Consider the following 24,408-nt stretch of genomic DNA (forward strand, 5'->3'; position numbering starts at 1 on the left):
GTTGTATTAAAAAGGTAAATCATCATCTTCTTCTGGCTCACTAGGAGCTGCGTTATTTTGTTGTGCAGCCACATTTTGTTGTTGTTGTTGTTGTTGTGCTGCTTGCTGTTTTTGTTGCTGTTGTGCGGGCTGCGCTGGGTTATTCTGCGCATTATTCATACTTTCTTGTTTTGTAGACAAAAATGTAAAATCTTGCACGTGTACTTCTGTTGCATAACGTGTAGTACCATCTTCTGCTTGCCACTGTCTATTTTTAAGTCTACCCTCTACATATATTTTATCTCCTTTGCTTAAATATTTTTCGCAAATTTCTGCAGCTTTATTACGCACTACAACATTGTGCCAATCTGTATTTGTAACACGCTCACCTGTTTGTTTATTTGTGTAGGTTTCATTTGTTGCTATAGGAAATCTTCCTATACAATTTCCTCCTTCAAAATAGTGCATTTTTACTGCATCTCCTAAATGCCCAATTAGCATTACTTTGTTTAACGTACCACTCATAATTTTGTTATATTAAAATCAAAAATACAAAAATTTACAATGTTTTTATGTAGTCTGCTATTAAAACAGGTACAGGATATTTTTTAAGTTCAGAAAAAGCGATTCCGTCTTCCAAAATAGCATTTGTATGGAGTATCCAAAAATGAGTATATAAATGTTGATGCGATAATTTATGCACAATTGCATCCTTATTATATAAGGTAAAACTTTTAACCTCTACTTTTGGTAATACTTTAGCATAAAGCTCCTTTATATTGGTTTCATTAACCTCATCTTCCAACAAAGGAAACTCATATAAATTTTGCCAAATACCTTTACCTTTTCGTTGTTGTAACATTGTGTTACCAACAGCATCTACAACAACCAAATAATTAAAATTACGTTTTTTAATCTTTGTTTTTTTTAGTTTGATGGGCAATGTACTAACCAAGTTTTTTTCTAACGCCACACAGCTGCTACTTAAAGGACACGTATTGCAATTTGGCTTTTTAGGCGAACATTGCAATGCTCCAAACTCCATTATACCCTGGTTATAATCTCTAATATTAGAAGTATGCATTACTTCTGTAGCTAATTTTTTAAAGTATTTAATACCCTCTGTACTATTAATAGGTAAGTCTACACCATAATACCTTGCTAAAACCCTATACACATTACCATCTACAACAGCTTGTTGCTCATTAAAAGAAATAGATGCAATAGCACTTGCTGTGTAATCTCCCACTCCTTTAAGTTTTACCAACTCCTTATATGTATTAGGAAACTCTCCGTTTAAATTATTTACGATGTGTTTTGCGGTAAAATGAAGGTTTCTTGCCCTAGAATAATACCCTAAACCTTGCCATAATTTTAAAACTTTTTCTTCCGAAGCGTTTGCTAAATCAAAAATTGTAGGAAAATGTTTTTCAAAACTTAAATAATAAGACGTACCTTGAGCAACTCTTGTTTGTTGGAGCATAATTTCTGAAAGCCATATTTTATAAGGGTTTACAGTGTTTCTCCACGGTAAAGAGCGTTTATTTAGGGTATACCAATCAAGAATTTTTTGGGAAAAAGTCATCAAATAAATAATAATAAACAAAAGTACAGGTTTATATACTTAAAATTAAGTCTATTAACGTAAAAGAATAAATTTAATTTATATATTTGCAACCCGAAAAAACAAGGACATAATATATACTGACAATGACGAAAGCAGATATCGTATCGAAAATCTCAGATAAACTGGGTATTGAAAAAGGAGATGTACAGGCTACTGTTGAAACTTTTATGGAAGAGGTTAAAACTTCATTAGAAAATGGAGATAATGTTTACCTAAGAGGTTTTGGTAGTTTTATTATTAAAACAAGAGCAGAAAAAACTGGTAGAAATATTTCTAAAAATACTACCATAAAAATACCAGCTCATAACATCCCTGCATTTAAACCTGCAAAGGTTTTTGTTGAAGGTGTTAAGAGTAACGTACAAGTAAAATAAAATATAATATTAATTAAAAAGTAGATTTTATGCCTAGTGGTAAGAAAAGAAAAAGACATAAGGTAGCTACTCACAAGCGCAAGAAGCGTAGAAGAGCTAACCGACACAAGAAAAAGTAGTTGTTAACAACTACTTTTTCGTTTTAAAAAACGTTCATTGACATAGAGATTCTAACGAAAGAATTTCAGCGGGTAATACTGCCCGCACAACTATTGTTTAATCCATTTAACTCTCCTGTATACACAGGTAGAGCTAAATAAAAATTGATTCAGGTGAATAAAGAATTAATCGTAAGATCTGGTTCTAACGCTGTCGATTTTGCCTTAACTAAGGACGGAAAACTAATAGAACTTCACAAAGAAGAAGACAACAACAATTTTTCTGTTGGCGATATATTTCTTGCCAAAATTAGAAAACCTGTTACAGGTCTTAACGCTGCATTTGTAGATGTTGGTTATGAAAAAGATGCTTTTTTGCACTATCATGACTTGGGTCCGCAGTTATCTTCTATGCTGAAATTCGTAAAAGGAGCAAGTACAGGAAAATTAAAAGATTTTTCTTTAAAAGATTTTCCTTTTGAAAAAGATATTGATAAAGATGGTAGCATTAATGATGTTATAAAATCTAATCAATCCTTATTAGTACAAATTGTAAAAGAACCTATCTCTACCAAAGGACCAAGAATTAGCTCTGAGCTTTCATTAGCTGGGCGATACGTGGTTATGGTACCATTTTCTGATAGAGTTTCTGTTTCGCAAAAAATAGAAAGTAAAGAAGAAAAAGAAAGGTTAAAAAGACTTGTAAGAAGCATTAAACCCAAAGGATTTGGTGTTATTATAAGAACCGTTGCCGAAGGCAAAAAAGTTGCAGAGCTAGACAAAGATCTAGAAAACTTACTGACCAAATGGACAGTAATGTGTGAAAAATTGTATAAAGCACCTCACCCATCTAAAGTACTAGTGGAGCTAAACAGAGCATCATCTATACTTAGAGACGTATTTAACGACACCTTTACAGGAATACATGTTGACGATACTACGCTTTACAATGAAATAAAAGATTATGTGCAAGAAATTGCACCAAAGAAAGAATCTATTGTAAAATTATATGAGTCTTCTGTACCAATTTTTGAGAAATTTGGAATAGAAAGACAAATTAAAACTTCATTTGGTAGAACTGCCTCTATGAGTAAAGGCGCCTATTTGATAATAGAACATACTGAAGCCCTACACGTTATAGATGTAAACAGTGGCAACAGATCTAATAAGGCAAAAAACCAAGAAGACACAGCATTAGAGGTAAATATGATTTCTGCCACAGAAATAGCCAGACAATTGCGCTTACGCGATATGGGAGGTATTATTGTTGTAGATTTTATAGATATGGGCAAGCCAGATCATAGAAAAAAACTTTTTGATCATCTACGCGATGAAATGAAAGATGACAGAGCCAAACATAAAATTTTACCACCAAGTAAATTTGGACTTATTCAAATAACAAGACAAAGAGTAAGACCAGAAAGAAATATTAAAACAATGGAAAAAAACCCTAGCGGCGTAAATGGCGCAGAGGTAGAAGCTCCAATAGTTTTAATAGACAAGATTAAATCCGATTTAGAAAAACTACTAAACGGCCCTGCAAAAGACAACGATGTTATTCTACACATACATCCGTTTATTGCAGCATATCTTACAAAAGGATTACAATCCATTCGTTTCAAGTGGTTTATGGAATATAAAAAATGGGTTAAAGTGCAACCTAGAGACGCTTACACGTATCTAGAATATCGCTTTAAAAACAAAAAAGGTAAAACCATATATTAGAATATACCTTTACATAAAAAACGGTTTGTTATATAGATCTTTAAAAAACCAAAAGACCTATATAAAAAAAGCAAAAAGCGACCTCAGCAATGGGGTCGCTTTTTTTGTTTACGTACATTTGTAATATGAGTTTACAACCCTCTTACACCATTAAAGAAGCCACCCATAAGCTAGAACAATATTGTGCGTACCAAGAACGCTGTCATAAGGAAGTTACCAAAAAACTAAAAGATATGGGAATGATTGCAGATGCTAGAGATCTAATAATTACTCATTTAATTAAAGAAAACTATTTAAATGAAGAACGCTTTGCTCAAAGTTTTGCTCGCGGAAAATTTAATATAAAAAAATGGGGTAAAAATAGAATTATAAACGAACTTAAGTTTAGAGACATATCTATTTACAACATTAAAACAGCTTTAAAAGAAATAGATGAAGACCAATACATACAAACATTAAATGAGCTTGCCAGCAAAAGAGCTAATGAAGTTAAAGAAACTAACATATATAAAAAACGTAAAAAAATAGCAGATTACTTACTCTATAGAGGTTGGGAAAGTCATTTAGTGTATGAAAAAGTGCAAGAACTTACACCAAAAAAATAAATTATTACAACTGCTTATTGGTATTAGATATAGATTTTTTGTTTTTCCAATCTATCCACTTTTGTCCTTTTATTCTACGCATAATATTATCATAATTACGCATAATAAATACATTATATAACGCTTTACTTAAATTTTTAGGGTTACGCGCTATAGCTCTTAAACTCATAGAAAAACCCGGAGTAAGATACTTCATATAATGCCAATACCCTTCTGGCATATACAACACTTCTCCGTGCTGCAAAGTTGTTTTATACCCTTTAGCTTGTTTTAAAGCAGGCCATTTGCTGTAATCTGGGTTAGAAAAATCTATGCTTTCATTTGTTATTAAAGAATGTGGTACTTTATATAGATATTTGTTTTGAGATTGATTAAAAAGAATAATTTGTTTATCTCCTTCAAAATGAAAATGAAAAATATTAGCCAAATCTATATCATAATGCATAAACGTATGTGAATCTTTACCACCAAAAAAAAGCATAGGCAAGCTTTTCATTAGTCGCAAACCAAAATCTGGATACGTAAAATCTCTTTGCAACTGTGGTACTTCTTTTAAAATATTCCACAAAAATATTCTAAATTTAGTTGGCTCTTTTTTTAGCAGATCTATATAATCTGCCATTTTCATTTTAGCGTGTGGCTCATTAAAACCATCCTTGTAATCTACCGGCCTGTCATCATATAAAGGTACAATTTTATCACCTGCAACTTTTTTCATATACTCTAAATTCCATTTAGAATAAGCAGGCCACTCTTCTATAAAACGCTCAATAACAACAGGTTTTTGAGGCTTTAAAAAGTGCTTTAGAAAGTCTTCTTTGGTAATATGTTTTACCCTTGGAATATCTTGTAAGTGCAAATTTGGATAAATTAAACAGTCGGTAAAAATAAAAAATACGATTTTAATAATTCTTAAAATTATTTAAAAAACCTACATTAATTAAGAAACCGCTATCTAATTACAAATTAAATAGCGGCTTATAAAATGGCTAATTATATCTTATTACTTAGAAAGCTTTGCCTTTTCTTTAGCAGCTTCATTTCGTTCTATTTTATGACCTGGTCTAGACCACTTTGGCTTTTCTCCTAAATTTTGATATTCAGAATCTTTTGCTTCTACTGTTTTTGGCTGAGATACTTTTGTAAATGGCTTTTGTGGATTTAAACCTAATAGTTTAAACATTTCCATATCTTCATTTACATCTGGATTAGGAGTAGTTAACAATTTATCTCCTGCAAAAATTGAATTAGCACCAGCAAAGAAACACATTGCTTGTCCTTCTCTACTCATTTGTGTACGCCCAGCAGAAAGCCTTACTTGTGTATTTGGCATAACAATACGTGTTGTTGCTACCATACGCACCATATCCCAAATAGATACCGGCTCTATATCCTCCATTGGCGTACCTTCTACAGCTACTAATGCGTTAATTGGCACAGATTCTGGTTGCGGACTTAAGGTAGATAAGGCAACTAACATACCTGCTCTATCTTCTAAAGCCTCGCCCATACCTATAATACCTCCACTACACACGGTAACGTTAGTTTTACGTACATTTTCAATAGTATCTAATCTATCTTCAAAAGCACGAGTAGAAATTACATCTTTATAATAATCTTCAGATGTATCTAAATTATGGTTATATGCATACAAACCAGCTTCTGCCAATCTTTGCGCTTGGTTTTCAGTAATCATCCCAAGCGTGCAACAAACTTCCATATCTAGTTTATTAATTGTACGTACCATTTCTAGCACTTGATCAAATTCTGGACCGTCTTTAACATTACGCCAAGCAGCTCCCATACATACTCTAGAACTCCCAGATGATTTAGCACGTAAAGCTTGTGCTTTTACTTGTTGCACAGACATTAAATCGTTACCTTCTACACCTGTATGGTAACGTGCTGCCTGCGGGCAATAACCACAATCTTCAGGGCATCCACCAGTTTTTATTGATAACAGAGTAGATACTTGTACTGTGTTAGGATCATGTTGTTGTCTATGAATTGTAGCTGCTTCATAAAGCAAATCCATTAACGGTTTATTGTATATATCTAAAATTTCTTGCTTGCTCCAGTTGTGTCTTACTTCGCTCATACGATTATTTTAAATCAGTTGTCAAAAATAGCCTATTTACCAATTAAATCCCAATAAAGGTTTTTTAAATAAAAAAATGAACCAAAAGATACGCTCTTATGGTTCATTTTTAATCATTTTTTATAGAAATATAACTTATTTACTGCTGTCTGTATCAGAAGAATCCTCTTTAACCTCAACAGCCTCTACGTCTTTACCTTTTAAGTATTCTGGTAATTGCATACCAGCCATATTAAACATTTCTTGCAGTGGCGGCACAGATTTGTACATACCAGAAATAAAGTTTGCTGTAGAGTTTTTGCCATCTTCGGTTTTTGCTCCAGAATCCCAAACAGTAACTTTGTCAATTTTAATGTTTTTAATAGCTTCTGCCTGTGTTTTAACCAATTCTGGTAATTTATCTGCAACCAATAGTAATACAGCATCTTTAGGACTATCGCCAGCTGCTTTTACAATTTCATCTAAACCTTGTGCTTGTTTGGTTAATACCTCAAACAAACCTTGCGCTTCTGCCTGTGCTTTAAACAGTATTGCATCTGCCTCACCTTTAGCAATACGTCTTGTACGTTCTGCGTCTGCTTCTGCATCTATCTCTACTTTTTTCTTGTCTATTTCTGCAGGTACAACAATATCTGCCATTTGTGAACTACGTACACGCTCGGCTCTTGCAAGCTCGGCATCTTTTTCTGCTGCATAAGACTCTTCTAAGGCTTTTGCAGATTGCACTTTCTCTGCCGCTATTGCAGTACGCTCTGCCTCTGCTTCTCTTTGTCTACGTAAAGAGTCTGAATTTGCTACATTAATTTTTGCAATGTTTTCTCCTTCTACTGCCTGCGCATTTGCTGCTGCTACTTGTGTACGTTCATCTTGCAATGCGTTAGCCTCACCAATAGAACCATCTCTGTTTTTTTCTGCTACGGATTTACGCGCCGCGTTTATTGCGTGTGCTGCAGCCTCTTTACCAAGTGCCTCTATATAACCTGACTCATCAACAATATCTGTAATATTTACGTTGATTAATTTTAAACCAACCTTTTTTAATTCTGATTCTACACTCTGAGAAATATTGGTTAAAAACTTATCTCTATCCGAGTTAATTTCTTCAATATCCATAGAAGCAACTACCAAACGTAACTGACCGAAAATAATTTCTTTTGCTAAATCTTGTACTTCGTTCATTCCCTGTCCTAACAAACGCTCTGCTGCATTTTGCATAACTCCAGGCTCTGTAGATATACCAATTGTAAATCTTGAAGGCACGTTTACACGTATATTTTGCTTACTTAATGCATTTACCAGATTTACCTCTATAGAAATAGGTGTTAAATCTAGAAACTCATAATCCTGTATTACCGGCCAAATAAATGCAGCACCACCGTGAATACATTTTGCAGAGTTTCCGTTACCTACCTTACCATAGACAACTAAAATCCTGTCTGAAGGACATCGTTTGTATCTACGTATAAACGAGATTATAATTATAAAAAAGAATAAAATGGCTACTGCAATACCAATTAAACTGGTATTACCGCCCAACTGTAAGGGTACTAAAATCATATGGTTATTTATTTAATAATTTAACAATTAAAATTCCGTTGTCTGTAATGTCTTTTACTTCTACAACATTGCCTTGCTTAAGGTCTACGCCTTCATCCGTAAGAGCCTCTAATTCCCTTAAGGTACCTTGTACTCTTATGCTTACCTTACCAATAGAACCCCTGTTGGCGCCTATTGTTAGATAAACTTCTCCTACTTGGTTTAATGCATTTTTTAAATGTAACGTACCACTACTTTGCAGTTTACTTAAATAATAAAATAATGCCGCCATAGACACCATCATTAATAAACCACAAATAATAGAAATTAGTATAGTTAGCCCATTAGAATATCCTGCTTCTATACAAGCAACACCTGACCAGCCAAAAATGGCAAAAAATCCTGATAAGTTTTTAATTGATAAAAATTGAAATCCGATACCTGTATCACCCTCTATTTCTGCGTCTACATCACCGTCTATACCATCTGCATCACCACCTATTAAAGTTAGCAACAGAAAGATAATCATCACCACAGAGCCAATTAAGGCAATACTCCAGTACACTTTTGGAAACAACTCTAAGCTTGCATACCACTCTCCCATAAATAAAAATTTAGTTTGGTTTGTGAAAGATAGTAAAATGCAACTTAGCTAAAGGCTAGTTTTAAAAAGTTTTTTGCAATAAAATACTTACAGCATTACCGCCAAAGCCAACAGCGTTTATTAACACCTTTTTTATACTCTTTGGAATTTCTGTATAATCTACAAAAGGAACTTTTATAAATTCTTGCTTTTGTAACATTGCTATTGCTAGCTCTATACTCAACATCCCTGAGGCACCAAAAGAATGACCTATCTTCCACTTATTTGTAGTTAATGCTGGTATTTTGTTACAAAAAATTTTATGTATTGCTTCAATTTCTGATAAATCTCCTTTAATTGTACCTGGTGCGTGCATTACAATTACATCTACCTCATCTGGGTTTACACCATCTAAAGCCATTTTCATAGAGCGTTGAAAACATACTGCGTCAGAAGAAATAGAAATATTATGTTTTAAAACTTCTGTAGCGTAACCAACACCTATAATTTCTGCTAAAGCATTTTCTTTATTTCCGTTTTCTATACCAATAACCGCAGCACCTTCACCCAAAACCATAGTATTTTGGTTTTTTGTTAGATCTAAAGCTTTACACGGATATGCTTCTGCACCTCTTGCGTAAATTTTTAAAGCTTTCATTTGTGCAATGGTAAAAGGTGTTAAAGGAGCCTCACTACCACCCACTAAAAATTTATTTGCCATACCACTTTTTACCCAAGCAACACCATTTAACAAAGAATGCAATGCTGTAGAACAAGTAATAGAGTGCGATATTTCTGGACCCTGCGTTTGCAAATCATGCGCTACCCAAGAAGAAATATTACCCAATGTAGTTGTTGGTGATGATAAAGTTGACGCTTTATCTTTTTCTAAAAACTCTTTATGATATTTTTCAAACAAAGCAGTTGCTCCGCGTGAAGATCCAAAGTTGACACCAAAATTATCTTTAGATGTCCAGCCAGCTTGCTCTAATGCCTTACGTGACGCATACATAGCAAACAAAACAGTATCATCTAAACTTTTATATTTTAAATCTGCGTTTTTTAAAGTTTCTATTTCTTGTTTAGCTTCATCACTTAAAGCGGCAACCCAACTTTTTTGGTTTCCTATATTTTTTTCTTGCAGTAAATGCGCATCATTTTTATAACTCTCCCAAACTTTATCTAAAGAAGTTCCTAAAGGAGAAATAGACGCTAGTGCCGTAATGTAAATACTCATACTTAAACTATTTCTAGTGCTTCTTTAATTGAGTTGTATATTTTTTGAAGTTGCTCATCTGTAGTTACAAAAGGCGCCAAAATGTAAATGGTATTTCCTAATGGACGTAAAAACACTCCAGAATCCATAAAATGCTTAAATAATTTATCTCTTAAATTACCATAGCGTTCCATTTTTATATTAAGATCTAATGCGTAAATAACTCCCAATTGCCTTGTAGCACCAACTTTAGGGTGGTTTTTAATCTCCTCATTAAATTGCTTGTGAGAGGCTGTAATTCTGGCAATATTATCTTGCATTTCTGTAGATTGAAGCAACTCTAAACCTGCTAACGCAGCTGCACAAGCCAAAGGATTTGCAGTATATGTATGCCCGTGAAATAATCCTTTAGAAATATCGTCATCATAAAAAGCATCATAAACTTGCTGCGTACAACTAGTAACTGCCATTGGAACCAAACCTGCTGTTAACGCCTTAGACATACAAATAACATCTGGCTTTACATCCATATAATCAGAAGCAAAAAACTTACCTGTTTTACCAAAGCTAGTCATTACCTCATCCGCAACTAAAAGAACATTGTGTTTTTTTAACGTCTGTAGAATTTTGTTTAAACTTTCTGCATTGTGCATTTTCATTGCTGCAGCTCCTTGCACAAGAGGCTCGTACACAAAACCTGCAATAGCCTTTTCTTTTACCAATGCTTCAATCTGTAATAAAATAGCATCTATATTATCTTCTGTAGGTACAGGAATACGTTCTACATCAATAAAAAAATCTTTAAAAGGACCATTATAAACAGATAAACCAGAAACAGACATTGCACCAAAAGTATCACCATGAAATCCGTCTTCAAAAGCTAACATTATATTGCGCTTTTCTCCTTTATTAAAATGATATTGCAAGGCCATTTTAATTCCTATTTCTGTAGCAGTAGAACCATTGTCTGAGAAAAATAACTTCTCTTGATTATTAGGTAATAATTTTATCAACTCTTCAGACAATTCTATAGCCGGTTTATGTGTAAAACCACTAAATACAACCTGATCTAATTGTTGCATTTGGGCATTAACCTTTTCTAAAATATAGTCATTACAATGTCCGTACACAGAAGTATACCATGAAGATATTCCGTCTATATAATTATTTCCTTTATCATCTGTTAACACTGCCCCTTTAGCTTTTACAATTGGCAACATTGTGCTGTGTAATTTATGCTGAGTTAACGGGTGCCACAAGTGTTTTTTATCTCTCTCTGTAAGATTCATAAGCTATATACCATCCTATAGTTTTAGGATTTATGCATTGGTTTTATTAGTAGATATCTATTAATCTATTTTTGTTACATTAATAGAATTTAATTTGGGGCAAATATACAAACCACCTCAGATTTTAAAGGTTATCTCTAAACAAATCTGCATATTCTTTTATCACATTTTTGTCAAAATATGGCTCTTCATCTATACGACCTATAAGCTTTGCATTTGTTTTAGATAGTATTATACTTTCTGTAGTTTTATGCTCTTCTCCGCTAAAAATTATAGAAACTTTAAATCCGCGTTCTTCTAAATAATTTATGGTTAACAGGGTGTGATTAATGCTACCTAAATAATGTCTAGAAACCACTACAACTTGGTAACTAGGATCTATAATATCTAGTATAGTATCATTATCATTTAAAGGAACTAATAAACCTCCTGCACCTTCTATAATTAAATTATTATCTGTTTTTGGTGTTACAATTTTATCTACCTCTATCACCACACCATCTATCGCTGCCGCTGCATGCGGACTCATAGGTGTTTGTAAAGCGTAACTATTTTTATGTATTACCGTTTTAGAGTTAGAAATAAAATCTGCTATTTTATGACTGTCTGACGTATCTAAATCTCCCGCCTGTATTGGTTTCCAATAATCTGCTTCTAACGCCTCTGTTAATATTGCAGAAGCCACTGTTTTACCAACTTCTGTAGATATACCAGTTACAAATATTTGTTTTGTTTTCATTGTATTGTAATTTATGAGACTATGTTACAGTTAAAACAACGGAATTTTCTTTTTTCAAAAAAAGGAAACAACTTATAAAAAATCCCTTTTCTAGAGTAATAGCCTTCTAGCTTTTCTGCTTTACAGTTTGGGCACACTAAAGGTTTTCCGTTATCATCTACAGCATAGCTTCTAATTTCATTATAAATTTCTAATGCTTTATTCTTATCTTCTTCTAAAACCAAAAGTTTAATTCCGCCAATTGCATTGCTAATTAATGGATCTGAGTTTACCGTGTTTTCATCCTTTAAAAAAACTTGTATACCCTCTGATTCTAGCTTACCTTTAATAATAACCGTATCTGCTAAATACTCAAATGCAGCTAATTTGTAAAATTTCTGACTCATTCTTTTATATTTTTATACAAAACAGTTAATACTTTCTCTATTTCTTGCGGACTGTTGTAAGCGTGTAAACAAAAACGCAATCGTTCTTGACCTTGCGGCACTGTGGGTGATAATATAGCTTTTACATTAAATCCGTTCTCTTCAAGTTTTTTAGCTATACTTTTTACCTTATTATTTCCTGAAATTAAACAACATTGTATTGCCGAGTTACTAGTAATAAAATGCTGCTTTAGTTTACTACTTTCAACTTTACTTTTAAAAACCTTAACTGCATTTTGCAAAAGTTGTTGTTGAACTTTACCTTCTTTACTTTCTAAAAAGTAGTACGACTGTAAAATTGTAACTACACTATGCGGTGCTAATGCTGTTGTATATATAAAACTACGCGAAAAATTAACTAAATAGCTTTTTAACTCAGCACTACCTAATATAGCTGCGCCGTGACAACCTAAAGCTTTACCAAAAGTTATAATGCGTGCAAAAACCAAATCTACTATGTTTTCTTGCTGTACCAAACCTTGACCTAAGGCACCAAAAATACCAACAGCGTGTGCCTCATCTACCACAAAAAATAGTTTATGTTCTCTACAGAATAATGCCATTTCTTTTAGATTTGGAGAATCGCCATCCATAGAAAAAACAGATTCTGTTACTACATAAATAGCTGCTTCATCATCTTTTATTGCTGCAGAATGCCTTTCTACTAATTTTTCTAAATCGGACAGGCTATTATGCTTAAATTTATAACTCTTAGCATTACCCATAGCAATACCGTCTCTTATACTTGCGTGTATATACTCGTCATAAAAAACCAAGTCTCCGCGTTGCGGAACACAACTAAAAAAACCAATATTAGCATCATAGCCAGAGTTATAAACTATTGCCGCTTTGGATTGATGAAAGAGTACCAATTTAGACTCTAACTCACCGTACAAATTATGATTACCAGAAAGTAATCTAGAACCTGTTGCTCCATTTTTTAAAAAACTACCATCTACCAAGTATTGATGCGTAGCATTAAAAATTGAAGCATTACCAGAAAACCCCAAATAGTCGTTAGAACAAAAATCTACCAATTGTTTAAACACAGGTAATGTACGCAAAGACATATTCTGTTGCCGTTCTTCTAATTTTTTCTGAAGTTTTTGTGGTAGCATTTGGCAAAGATACAAAGAGATGGTTTTTAATTACCACTAAAAAAAGTAATAGAGGCTACTATTTGTTACTCTAATAACAAATTGAAAAAAATAACAACCATCAGATATTTTAGAATATGTAAAAGAAAAAGAATAAATTTAACCCACTAACGTTTTATACAAACATTAGTTGAATTATATAAACCAAAAAAAATGAAAACCCTATTTTTTACAATCCTACTTGTTGTTTCTAGTTATGCAACTGCACAAGAACTAAATAGTAATATTATAAATGCTTTAGAAAGTGACAATGTTACCGAACTTAAAAAACACATAGCTACTAAAGAAATTAATAATTGCTTTAAGTTTGAAGAGTCTGAATACACTTTGTTAACACTTTCTATAAAACTAAACTCAAAATCTTGTTTTACAGAATTAATAAAACAAAATGCTAACGTAGACAAAACATGCAACAATAAAACACCTTTTATGTATACTGCAAAGTACAACAGGTTGGCAATGGCAAAAGAACTTGTTAAAGCAGGTGCAGAGATTACACTTAGAAACAATGATAAACAATCTGCTTTAGATTTTGCTAAAAAATATAGAAATAAAGACATTATAGATTATATAAAATCTTTTAATAAGTAAATCACTAAGGCAATATTTAACTAAAAACACTATGCGAAAATTACTTTTTAACCTTGGCTTTATGCTTGCCATAAGTGCTATAAGTGCACAAGAAGCATACAAATTTACAGATGTTATAGATTTAGACGCAACACCTGTTATTAGCCAAGGTGTAACAGGTACTTGTTGGAGCTTTTCTACTTCTTCATTTTTAGAATCGGAAATTATTAGACTTACAGGTAAGCAAATAGATTTGTCTGAGATGTATACCGTGCGCAATACATATCCTAAAAAGGCAGAAAATTTTGTAATGAGGCAAGGCAAAGCTCAATTTAGCCAAGGCGGATTAGCACATGACGTTATAAATTCTGTAAAAAACTACGGTTTAGTGCCGCAAGAAGCTTACAATGGTCTTTTAGAAAACAGATCAAATCATAATCACACAGAATTAGTTGCTGTGCTAGAAGCTATGGTAAAAACCTATGCAGACAATCCTGCTGGAGAGTTAAGCCAAAATTGGTCTAAAGCCGTAAATGCTGTTTTAGATGTGTATTTAGGAGCAAATAAAACGTCTTTTACATACCAAGGAAAAGAGTACACACCTCTTTCATTTTTAAAAATGACTAAAATTGTACCAGAAGACTATGTTACAATTACATCGTTTACACACGCACCATTTTATAGTTCGTTTATATTAAATATACCAGACAACTGGAGTAACGGTAGTATGCACAACGTTACCTTAGACGAAATGATACACACTATAGACAATGCTCTAGAAAACGGTTTTACAGTAGAACTAGATTGCGATGTTAGCGAGCCTACATTTTCATCTATACACGGAGTTGCTGTAGTGCCTGCAAATTACGAAAACAACAAAAAAGCACTAGAAGGCATTTACCCAGAGCTAAAAGTTACACAAACTTACAGACAAAACGAGTTTGAAAACTTTACAACTACAGATGATCACTTAATGCACATAACAGGTACAGTAAAAGACCAAAACGGAACAAAATACTACAAAGTAAAAAACAGTTGGGGTACAGACCCTAACAGAACAACACATAATGGTTATGTGTATTTTAGTGAAGCTTATATGCGACTAAAAGCAATAAGCGTTATGGTACATAAAGATGCATTACCAAAAGACTTAACTAAAAAAATAAAATTATAAGTAAAACATACTATTAGTGCATACCTAAATATAAAGGGCAAATCTTGTACCTTTGTAGCAATGTATGCACTAGTAGATTGTAACAACTTTTATGCCTCCTGTGAGCGGGTTTTTAACCCAAGCTTACAAGGTAAACCTATTGCAATTTTAAGTAATAATGATGGCTGTGTAATCTCTAGAAGTGACGAAGCTAAATTACTAGGCCTGCCAATGGGAGCACCTGCATTTAAGTATAAAAGCTTTTTTACAGCTAATAAAGTTCAGGTTTTTTCATCAAATTATTCATTATACGGCGATATGAGCAGTCGAGTAATGAGCATACTTCAACAATTTTCTCCAGATGTAGAAGTATACAGTATTGATGAAGCTTTTATGCAGTTTAAAGGCTTTGACAATTATAATTTTACTACCTATGGAACAGAAATAAGAGACCGTGTTTTAAAATGGACTGGCATACCTACCTGCGTTGGTATTGCTCCAACAAAAGCGCTTAGCAAAGTAGCAAACAAAATTGCACGTAAATTTCCTAAACAAACAAATGGCACTTATGTTATTGATACTGAAGAAAAACGTATAAAAGCTTTAAAATGGATAAAGCTTGAGGACGTTTGGGGAATTGGAAGAAGGCTTCACAAACGCTTAGCCATTAAAAATTGTAAAACAGCATTAGACTTTGTTAACCTACCTGACGATTGGGTGCGCAAAAACTTTTCTATAACCGAGTGGCGACTAAAAAAAGATTTGGAAGGCATACCTACTTTGGATCTAGAAATTAAAGAGAATAAAAAATCTATAGCAACTACCAGAAGTTTTGAGCATACTTTTTCTGACATAGAAAATATAAAAGAACGTATATCTACTTTTGCCACCAGTTGTGCAGAAAAATTACGTAAACAAAACTCTAGTTGTCATATGGTAGTTGTTTTATTAAGTAGCGATAAACATAAGCAAGACACAGAACAACATAGAGGAACTTTTAACGTAAATATGTCTTACCCAACAGATTCTAGCCTAGCAATTAGCAACGCAGCTATAAAAGCTATAGAACACATATATAAACCCGGTATTAACTACAAGCGCGCTGGTGTTATTGTTACTGGTTTAGTACCCACAAATAATCACCAACTGCATTTATTTACCGCAGAAAACCCAAAGCACAAGCCTTTAATGAAAGCTATAGATAAATTAAATTTTAAATATGGTGATCAAAAACTAAAAATAGCGAATCAAGATTTGGAACGTACTTGGAAAATGAAACAAGAACATTTATCTCCTAAGTACACTACTAGTTTTAACGATATTATAAAAGTAAAATAAGCGTGATAAAAAATACAAATCTTACTTTTTTCTCTGTTGATAGCTCTGCGAGTAGCTCTACTATTTTTATAGACACAGGTATTTCTGCTGGCTTTCCGTCTCCGGCTGATGACTTTAAAGAGAATAGAATTAGCTTAGACAAAGAATTAATTAAAAACCCCGAAGCAACATTTTTTGCAAGAGTAAGTGGTGAATCTATGATTGGCGCTGGTTTAGAAAATAATGATTTATTAGTTATAGACCGAAGTTTAGAACCAGCACATAACAAAATTGCTGTTTGTTATTTAGATGGTGAGTTTACTGTAAAAAGATTAAAAGTTGAAAATAATTTAGTTTGGTTACAACCAGAAAACCCCAATTACAAACCCATACAAATTACTGAAGAAAACAACTTTATAATTTGGGGCATTGTTACCAATGTAATAAAAAAAGTATAAGAGCAAAAAAGCGCAAAGTTTACACTTTACGCTTTACATTTATTACAGATACTAACTCCAATAATAAAATAAATATTATATAATACACATTACTATAATGCGCTGTGTTTCTTTTAAATACGCTTAAAACATATACTTTAGATGTATCAAATGTAAGAAAATTCATTTAAACGTATATAAATTAACATATTTTCTTACAAAATAAAGTGTTGTTATTATAAAATATCACATTTTAACAGCAAGACATAAAAAAACGTGAAGTATTTAGCTTCACGTTTATATTTATTTAGTAGAGTTAGTTATACTTAATCCGCTAGTACAATAACCTTATTATCTTTCATTTCTATAGTACCACTATTTATGGGTAAAACAGTTTCTCCGTTAGAACCTTTAGAGAATTTATCCTCAAAAGCTTCATCTATAGATACATTTCCTTGAATCTTAACTGTACCTTGCTGTAATAATGATACAATTGGCGCGTGATTAGATAACATTTGAAAATCTCCATTTATACCAGGTACAGTAACAGAAACAACTTCTCCTGCAAATAATGTAGCTTCTGGTGATACAATTTCTAAATACATAATTATAAAAGTATTAAGTAGTTAATATTACGTGCTAAGCATTACTTAACACGTAATATTATGTATTATTTATGCTTCAGCAAGCATTTTTTCTCCTGCTTCGATAGCTTCTTCAATAGTACCTTTAAGGTTAAATGCAGATTCTGGTAAGTGATCTAATTCACCATCCATAATCATATTAAATCCTTTAATAGTATCCTTAATATCTACTAAAACACCTTTAAGACCTGTAAATTGCTCTGCTACGTGGAAAGGCTGAGATAAGAAACGTTGTACACGTCTTGCTCTACCAACTGCCATTTTATCTTCCTCAGATAATTCTTCCATACCAAGGATGGCAATAATATCTTGTAATTCTTTATAACGTTGTAATAACTCTTTTACACGTTGTGCACAAGAGTAATGATCTTTTCCTAAAATTTCTGGAGCTAAGATTCTAGAAGTAGAATCTAAAGGATCTACCGCTGGGTAAATACCTAACTCTGCAATTTTACGAGACAATACTGTTGTTGCATCTAAGTGAGCAAAGGTAGTTGCCGGTGCTGGATCCGTTAAATCATCCGCAGGAACGTAAACTGCCTGTACAGATGTAATAGAACCTCTTTTTGTTGATGTAATACGCTCTTGCATAGCACCCATTTCAGTTGCTAATGTTGGTTGGTAACCTACCGCAGATGGCATACGTCCTAAAAGTGCAGACACCTCTGAACCAGCTTGTGTAAAACGGAAAATGTTATCTACGAAGAAAAGTACATCTTTACCTTGACCCTCACCAGCTCCATCACGGAAATATTCTGCAATTGTTAAACCAGATAATGCAACACGTGCACGTGCTCCTGGTGGTTCATTCATTTGTCCAAAAACAAACGTTGCTTTAGAATCTTTCATTACAGATTTATCAACTTTAGATAAATCCCAACCGCCTTCTTCCATAGAGTGCATAAAGTCATCTCCGTACTTAATAATACCAGACTCTAACATTTCACGTAGTAAATCGTTACCCTCACGAGTACGCTCACCTACACCAGCAAATACAGAAAGTCCACCGTGACCTTTTGCAATGTTGTTAATTAATTCCTGAATTAATACTGTTTTACCTACTCCGGCACCTCCAAATAATCCAATCTTACCACCTTTTGCATAAGGCTCAATAAGGTCAATTACTTTAATACCTGTAAATAATACTTCTGTAGAAGTAGATAAGTCTTCAAATTTTGGTGCCTCTCTGTGGATTGGCAAACCGTCTTTACCAGATTTTGGTAAATTTCCAAGACCATCAATAGCGTCTCCAATTACATTAAATAAACGTCCGTAAACGTCATCTCCAACTGGCATTTGTATAGCGCTTCCTGTTGCATTAACCTCTGCTCCACGACTTAAACCATCAGAAGAATCCATAGATATAGTTCTTACTGTGTTCTCACCAATGTGCGATTGTACTTCCAAAACCAAAACAGAACCATCCGCTTTTTTAATTTCTAATGAATCATAAATTTTTGGAAGATCTACCCCTGCTTGGAACTCCACATCTATAACTGGGCCAATAATTTGGGAAACTTTACCTGTAACTTTAGACATTGCTATCAGTATTTATTTATATATAATTTTTTTTGTTTTTAAAAAACATAAAACCCTGTAATACAGACCCTGTGTTTTTCAGGGTGCAAAGATAAGTTTTTCAAATTTAAATAAAAACTACTTTTTATTGTTTTTTTAACTTATCTAAAACCTTTTAATTCTTATCAAGGTTTTATTAAAAAAGCGCCCTAAAAAATAAGGCGCTTTTTTATTCATTTAAATTTTATTTCTTATTGTAATGAAGGAGAAAAAGTTGTTGGGTAATTAGCTGCTTTTGCTAATGTTTTAGATGCCACAAAATTAGAGCCATAAGTAGCGTCAATAGCTTCTAAAAATTTATTTGCCATTAAGGCATAACCTCTAGATGTTAAGTGTATACCATCTAAACTAACTAAACCGCCAAAAACTAAATCTGTATTCATAGTATAATCATCAAAAGTAACACCCGTTTCTGATGCTTGAGAAAGAACCGAGTTTAAATCTACCAAAGCTAAACCCTTAGAAGATACTACAGTTGCTATTGCAGCATTGTACGCATCAGTTGCAGCATTTATAGATGCTAATTCACTAGCCACTAAAACCCATTTATCTCCTAATGGAACAGATACACCGTTTACCATAGTAGGGTCATTATTAACTCGTGTACCAATAAAAGATGATGCTGGTAAAACTAACAAATCTTCTGCTGTTGCGTGTCTGTAACTAGGTAATCCAAATGCAGACAAATCTGTTAAATCCTCATCTTCTATAACAACCGCATTAGAAGAAGATGCAACAAAATTTATTGTACGTGCATCTGCCTCCTCTTGGTCTATTTGTCCAATTGTAACCATTGTTTGCAAACCACCATTATACTGTGCATAACCATTATTTACTTGCGTAGCAGTTGCCTCATCCATAGGTAATGGGTTGTGAGGCACTGTTGTAAAATGTGGTAAGCTTGTAATATATGGTACATTAGCAACTGCTCCTTGCGCTCCATTAGCCGTAAGTACGTCTACCATACCTGTTAATGCCACTTGAAAAAGTCCTGGGTCTGTAATATCATTTGGGCCATATGTAGTGGCATCAGGGTTTCCTGTTTGATCTACTCCAGATCCGCCAGAAACTGCAAAGCCTAAAACATCATTACCTCCAACTTCAGATAAAGTAAAAAAAGTAGGACTTTGTGCTACTGCTAACTCTAATACACTTGCATCTGGCGTGCTTCCTGTCATCCTAACAAAATAAGGATTGGCCGCACCAGCAGATAAATTTGATATATTACCGTATCCGTTTGCCAACAAATGGAAACTTTTAGCTCCAGGAACACCCATATTTTGAAAAGGCCCTGTTGGATTATTTAAAAGCACATCCGTTGTAACTGTTACAGAACGGCCAATGGCAGTTTCTAATGGCACTGGTCCAGCACCACCAAATACTAATCTCGGATCTGCAATTCTATCTCCATTTAATGCTAAACCTCCAAAGTTATCATTTGTTAGTGGCTGACTAAATGCAGAACTACCACCTGCAATTGCAAATTTTTGAGATAGTATGTTTGGGAAAGACATTTCTTGTGTTGCTTTAAAAAGAGCTCCATCTGTGTAACCAGCGGTAAAAGAAGCACCTACCGAAATGTAGTTAGTAAAATCTGCCGATCCTGCTGTTAATTCTGGTAATTGCTCTTCCATCATTGTAGACGAATCATCATCATCACTACAAGAAGAAAATGCTACCATTGCGGCTACTAGCCATATATATTTAGTTTTCATATTTAAATCTTATAAGTTATTAATTGTCCAAGAAACATAGTATTGAGATCCTACATAACCTGTTCCAAAAGCTGTAAAATACTCATCACCTAATAAGTTAGATGCACCAACTTTAAAATTAGATTTTAAACTTGGAACAGTAAAGTTAACCTGAGCATCTAACACGCTAAAAGAAGGTACTTGCCCATCTCCAAATGATGCTTCCCAGAAATAAGAATCACTCCATCTGTAAGCTATATTAAAACCTATATTCTCAAATAAATCTGTTTTACCAAAGTTTGCTTTAAACTTATGCTCTGGAGTATTAAAATTTGTTCTAAAATCTGGATTTGCTTCTTGATCAAAATCTAATTTAGAATAGGTATAGTTTGCTCCTAAATCAAAGCCTCCTAAAATCTTAGTATCTAAACCTAATGTAGCTCCATAAGAATTTACATTAGCTTCAGAATTAGTGTATGTTTGGTATGCTTGATAATCTCCGTTAGCCAATGCCAAAACAGACAAACTATTATCTCCTGCCTCTCCGTAATACGTAGAAACTACTGTTTCATTAGATAAGAAATCTTTATAAATGTTATAATATCCACTTAAATCTATAACCACATCACTAACTTTACCTCTATATCCTAACTCAAAAGAAGTTACTTGTTCTGGTTTTGCCAGATTAGAGTTAGCTACTTTTAAATCTGCAGGGTTTCCTGAAGCTCCAAAAGCCTGTAATGAACTTGCTAAATAAGAATTATTGTAAGCACCATCTCCAGATTTCTCTATAGTTGCAGGCTGACCAAGATTATCTTGCGCCTCTTGACTAACACCGTATGTTCTAACATCTCTTTCCAAGTTATCTTTAGCTCCCCCAATTAAAATAGCTCTACCTACATCTAAACCAATATATAAATCTTGCGTGGTTGGATTTCTAAATCCTGTTTGAAAAGAAGCTCTTAAATTATGATTTTTATTTTCACCTAAAGTATAACCAGCAGCTAATCTAGGAGAAAAGAACCCATCAAATAATTCAGACTTATCATAACGTAATGACCCCGTTAATTTCAATCGATCTTCTAATAATTTTTTTTGTATTTGAGTATACACACCAAACTCTGAATATCTAATTGGCCCATCATTATCTGTATAAATGGTACCAGAAGAATTTAACTCATATGTTCTTGTAGATCCTCCTACTTGAATATCAGCAAAATCAATTACTTCTGAAAAATTATAGTTTGCATCTGCATGATAAATTTTTGAATTGTCCTGAAATTTAGAACCTGAACTTAAATCGGGATCATTTATACTTCTTTCATATGCTGCTTGAAACTCTGGTGTACCTGGTAAATATCTTCCAGATTCTGCTTGAGCTCTTGCTGCTGCATGCGCTTGGTCTGATGTAGCTCCTCCCAAAGTACTTAAAACATACGTACCAACATACTCTCCAAACCATTGCTGATCAGATTTCCAAGCCCTATTGATATTAATACCTGTAAATACCATATCATAAGAATCACCTGCTTTATCTTCAGTCATATACCCTCTTAAGAAAAAATTGTCATTCTTAATCTCAATTTTATGTTGTTGCAAAAAGAAATCATCAATAGCATATCTGTTTGCTCCTTGATAAATTGTAGAACCAGAACCTACTTTACCAACATAAGAAATTTCAAAATCATTTTCCCAAGGTCTATAGTAAAGTCCCCAATCCGCTTTAATACTCTCTGCATTATAATCTGTCAAATACTTTTCATTATAACCAGTTCTACTCACATTAACACTTGGCACTAATGCCTCAGCTCCTGCAGGCAAAATTGTTTGACCTGTTTCAGGGTCTATCGTTTTTGTGAGTATCTGTGCAACGCTAAACATATTTTGACTTACCTCATCTCCATAAACGTTAACTCCATCATAATCTAAATCATCCCTTGTAAAGCCTCTAAATAGTTTATCAGTTTCATTATCGGCACCCCAATCTGTACCGTTTAAATATCCAAAGTTAACTTTACCGGCAAACTTGTCACTAAATTTATAGGCAGCTCTAATACCAAAATCTGTATAAGTATTATCCCCAGAAACCTCCTGAGATGTTACCCCCCTTTTTATATAAGCACTAATACCCTGAAAATCGAAAGGATTTTTACTTCTCATAAATAAAATACCATTAAAAGCATTTGCACCATATAAAGCAGATGCAGCACCCGGTAAAAGTTCAACACTCAATACATCAGTCTCAGTCATCCCTAATAAATTACCTAAAGGAAAGTTCAAGGCTGGAGCGGCATTATCCATTTGATCTACCATTTGCATAAACCTAGTGTTAGCGAATGTTGCAAATCCTCTAGTATTAATAGACTTAAATGTTAAACTGTTAGTGTTTATATCTACCCCTTTCAAATTTTCCAAACCATCATAAAAGTCTGATGAAGCAGTATTTTTAATATCCTTTAACCCAAAACGTTCTACTGAAACTGGTGATTCAAAAATACGTTCGGGCGTTCTAGAAGCCGATATCACAATTTCTCCTAATTGTTCTGCCTCTTCATTTAGAGTTACTGTTAGTGTTTGATTATTTTTTATTACATCTACAGTAACAGAAGAGTAACCAATACTGGATACTTTTAATTTAAATGGTGGCACTTCTGACGTGGTTAATGTAAAAAGTCCATCAAAGTCGGCTACTACACCTTCAGCCTTTCCTACAATTACAACATTGGCAGAGGATACTGGTTGACCATTTTGATCAACAACCTTTCCTTTTATTGTAGTTTGAGAATACCCCAGAACTCCAAAGATTAGGAAAGAAAAAAGAATTAATTTTCTCATTCTAGTATTGAATTAAGTTAGTTTTGATTGTGAAGTTATATTTTTTTTTGATTTTAACAACTATTAACACTATTAAATTATGCGTGCATAGTAATTTTTTAACATTTTTTAGTGCAAATAATTACTTATACCCTAAAAATACTACTTAAATATTACCAAATTACAACATTAACACTTTTAGTACTACTTTACATTAACAATCAAAAAATATATTTTTAAGATTAAATAATACAATTCAGCAATTAATTAAGAAAAAATTAAAATACTTGAATAAAATATATAAAAATAAACTTTAACTAAATAAGCACACAAAAGCCCAAGAAGAAGTTTCCTCTTGGGCTTTTGCATATATACTCTAAAAGCTATTGTAAATGGCGTTTAATATAGCCTACTATGGCAAAATTAACTTGCTATTATCAAGTATTATAGGTTATAGCAATTTATTAATTTATGTACAACCTTAAGTTTAAAGCAAAAAAAAGCCCTTATCGTTAGATAAGGGCTTCTTAAAAAAAGGCGGCGGCCTACTCTCCCACCTAGTGGCAGTACCATCGGCGCAGATGAGCTTAACTTCCCTGTTCGGAATGGAAAGGGGTGAGCCTCATCGCCATGGCCACCTTAAATTGTTTATTAATTGCTGTACATATAATACAACACTTAACAGCTAGTTTAAAATAACAAAAAAAAAAAAAAAAAAAAATTAGAAAATATGTAAGAATTACAACAAAT

General features: G+C 33.3%; 22 protein-coding genes and 1 rRNA gene. 7 read left to right on the forward strand and 16 right to left on the reverse strand.

The features are described from left to right. Nucleotides 1-6 precede the first annotated feature (6 nt). Nucleotides 7-504 (reverse strand): single-stranded DNA-binding protein, encoded by a 498-nt coding sequence (locus BFJ87_RS16640; RefSeq protein ID WP_077407327.1) that lies wholly within the window; start codon nt 502-504, stop codon nt 7-9. A 34-nt stretch (nt 505-538) separates the two neighbouring features. Beyond that, the gene (mutY, locus tag BFJ87_RS16645) at nt 539-1,564 is read right to left on the reverse strand and encodes an A/G-specific adenine glycosylase (protein ID WP_034645940.1); all 1,026 of its coding nucleotides are present in this window, start codon (nt 1,562-1,564) and stop codon (nt 539-541) included. 125 nt (nt 1,565-1,689) lie between these two features. Between mutY and BFJ87_RS16650 the strand changes: the two genes are divergently transcribed. The 3 genes from BFJ87_RS16650 to BFJ87_RS16660 all read left to right on the forward strand — a co-directional run bounded on the left by BFJ87_RS16650 (nt 1,690) and on the right by BFJ87_RS16660 (nt 4,408). Then, nucleotides 1,690-1,980, forward strand: coding sequence for an HU family DNA-binding protein (locus BFJ87_RS16650; protein WP_013620605.1), 291 nt, complete (start codon nt 1,690-1,692; stop codon nt 1,978-1,980). Between the two features lie 272 nt (nt 1,981-2,252). Then, nucleotides 2,253-3,803, forward strand: a complete 1,551-nt coding sequence (locus BFJ87_RS16655; protein ID WP_077407330.1) for an Rne/Rng family ribonuclease — start codon at nt 2,253-2,255, stop codon at nt 3,801-3,803. 125 nt (nt 3,804-3,928) lie between these two features. Then, on the forward strand, nt 3,929-4,408 hold the full coding sequence (locus BFJ87_RS16660; RefSeq protein ID WP_171974527.1) for a regulatory protein RecX: 480 nt from the start codon (nt 3,929-3,931) through the stop codon (nt 4,406-4,408). 4 nt (nt 4,409-4,412) lie between these two features. Here the strand turns inward: BFJ87_RS16660 and BFJ87_RS16665 are convergent, their stop codons facing one another. The 9 genes from BFJ87_RS16665 to BFJ87_RS16705 all read right to left on the reverse strand — a co-directional run bounded on the left by BFJ87_RS16665 (nt 4,413) and on the right by BFJ87_RS16705 (nt 13,412). Continuing rightward, nucleotides 4,413-5,267, reverse strand: a complete 855-nt coding sequence (locus tag BFJ87_RS16665) for a cupin-like domain-containing protein (protein WP_077407336.1) — start codon at nt 5,265-5,267, stop codon at nt 4,413-4,415. 144 nt (nt 5,268-5,411) lie between these two features. Beyond that, entirely contained in the window at nt 5,412-6,506 is a 1,095-nt protein-coding gene (gene bioB / locus BFJ87_RS16670) for a biotin synthase BioB (RefSeq protein WP_077407339.1), read from the reverse strand. Nucleotides 6,507-6,641: 135 nt separating this feature from the next. Further along, nucleotides 6,642-8,063, reverse strand: coding sequence for a flotillin family protein (locus BFJ87_RS16675; protein ID WP_077407342.1), 1,422 nt, complete (start codon nt 8,061-8,063; stop codon nt 6,642-6,644). Nucleotides 8,064-8,067: 4 nt separating this feature from the next. Continuing rightward, nucleotides 8,068-8,646, reverse strand: coding sequence for a hypothetical protein (locus BFJ87_RS16680; protein WP_077407345.1), 579 nt, complete (start codon nt 8,644-8,646; stop codon nt 8,068-8,070). A 61-nt stretch (nt 8,647-8,707) separates the two neighbouring features. Then, nucleotides 8,708-9,862 (reverse strand): beta-ketoacyl synthase N-terminal-like domain-containing protein, encoded by a 1,155-nt coding sequence (locus BFJ87_RS16685; protein WP_077407348.1) that lies wholly within the window; start codon nt 9,860-9,862, stop codon nt 8,708-8,710. Nucleotides 9,863-9,864: 2 nt separating this feature from the next. After that, on the reverse strand, nt 9,865-11,130 hold the full coding sequence (bioA, locus tag BFJ87_RS16690) for an adenosylmethionine--8-amino-7-oxononanoate transaminase (RefSeq protein ID WP_077407351.1): 1,266 nt from the start codon (nt 11,128-11,130) through the stop codon (nt 9,865-9,867). 124 nt (nt 11,131-11,254) lie between these two features. Continuing rightward, nucleotides 11,255-11,869 (reverse strand): dethiobiotin synthase, encoded by a 615-nt coding sequence (gene bioD, locus BFJ87_RS16695; protein ID WP_077407354.1) that lies wholly within the window; start codon nt 11,867-11,869, stop codon nt 11,255-11,257. Nucleotides 11,870-11,880: 11 nt separating this feature from the next. Beyond that, a complete protein-coding gene (locus BFJ87_RS16700; RefSeq protein ID WP_077407357.1) occupies nt 11,881-12,255 on the reverse strand; it encodes a putative signal transducing protein in 375 nt (124 codons plus the stop codon). Continuing rightward, nucleotides 12,252-13,412 carry an aminotransferase class I/II-fold pyridoxal phosphate-dependent enzyme gene (locus BFJ87_RS16705; protein WP_077407360.1) on the reverse strand — a complete coding sequence of 387 codons (1,161 nt, stop codon included), beginning with the start codon at nt 13,410-13,412 and terminating at the stop codon, nt 12,252-12,254. Before BFJ87_RS16705 ends, BFJ87_RS16700 begins: the two co-directional genes overlap by 4 nt. Before the next feature lie 192 nt (nt 13,413-13,604). Here BFJ87_RS16705 and BFJ87_RS16710 point away from each other — a divergent pair, with 192 nt between their 5' ends. From BFJ87_RS16710 to BFJ87_RS16725, 4 genes are read left to right on the forward strand one after another with little or no spacing between them, the layout of a single operon-like run. Further along, complete coding sequence (locus BFJ87_RS16710) at nt 13,605-14,042, forward strand: ankyrin repeat domain-containing protein (RefSeq protein ID WP_077407363.1); 438 nt, start codon at nt 13,605-13,607, stop codon at nt 14,040-14,042. A 31-nt stretch (nt 14,043-14,073) separates the two neighbouring features. Further along, nucleotides 14,074-15,195 carry a C1 family peptidase gene (locus BFJ87_RS16715; RefSeq protein WP_077407366.1) on the forward strand — a complete coding sequence of 374 codons (1,122 nt, stop codon included), beginning with the start codon at nt 14,074-14,076 and terminating at the stop codon, nt 15,193-15,195. Between the two features lie 60 nt (nt 15,196-15,255). Further along, nucleotides 15,256-16,512, forward strand: a complete 1,257-nt coding sequence (locus BFJ87_RS16720; protein ID WP_077407369.1) for a Y-family DNA polymerase — start codon at nt 15,256-15,258, stop codon at nt 16,510-16,512. A 2-nt stretch (nt 16,513-16,514) separates the two neighbouring features. Next, the gene (locus tag BFJ87_RS16725) at nt 16,515-16,949 is read left to right on the forward strand and encodes a LexA family protein (protein ID WP_077407372.1); all 435 of its coding nucleotides are present in this window, start codon (nt 16,515-16,517) and stop codon (nt 16,947-16,949) included. A 305-nt stretch (nt 16,950-17,254) separates the two neighbouring features. Here the strand turns inward: BFJ87_RS16725 and BFJ87_RS16730 are convergent, their stop codons facing one another. From BFJ87_RS16730 to rrf, 5 genes are all read right to left on the reverse strand, one after another. Next, nucleotides 17,255-17,533 carry a F0F1 ATP synthase subunit delta/epsilon gene (locus BFJ87_RS16730; RefSeq protein ID WP_077407375.1) on the reverse strand — a complete coding sequence of 93 codons (279 nt, stop codon included), beginning with the start codon at nt 17,531-17,533 and terminating at the stop codon, nt 17,255-17,257. Between the two features lie 69 nt (nt 17,534-17,602). Then, the gene (gene atpD, locus BFJ87_RS16735) at nt 17,603-19,111 is read right to left on the reverse strand and encodes a F0F1 ATP synthase subunit beta (RefSeq protein ID WP_077407377.1); all 1,509 of its coding nucleotides are present in this window, start codon (nt 19,109-19,111) and stop codon (nt 17,603-17,605) included. 230 nt (nt 19,112-19,341) lie between these two features. Next, nucleotides 19,342-20,865, reverse strand: a complete 1,524-nt coding sequence (locus BFJ87_RS16740) for an SGNH/GDSL hydrolase family protein (RefSeq protein WP_077407380.1) — start codon at nt 20,863-20,865, stop codon at nt 19,342-19,344. A gap of 9 nt (nt 20,866-20,874) precedes the next feature. Then, nucleotides 20,875-23,679: a TonB-dependent receptor gene (locus tag BFJ87_RS16745; protein WP_077407382.1), complete on the reverse strand. Its 2,805-nt coding sequence runs from the start codon at nt 23,677-23,679 to the stop codon at nt 20,875-20,877. A gap of 511 nt (nt 23,680-24,190) precedes the next feature. After that, nucleotides 24,191-24,300 (reverse strand): 5S ribosomal RNA (gene rrf, locus BFJ87_RS16750). Nucleotides 24,301-24,408 lie beyond the last annotated feature (108 nt).

This window comes from Cellulophaga omnivescoria (assembly GCF_001999725.1).
Lineage (GTDB): Bacteria > Bacteroidota > Bacteroidia > Flavobacteriales > Flavobacteriaceae > Cellulophaga > Cellulophaga omnivescoria.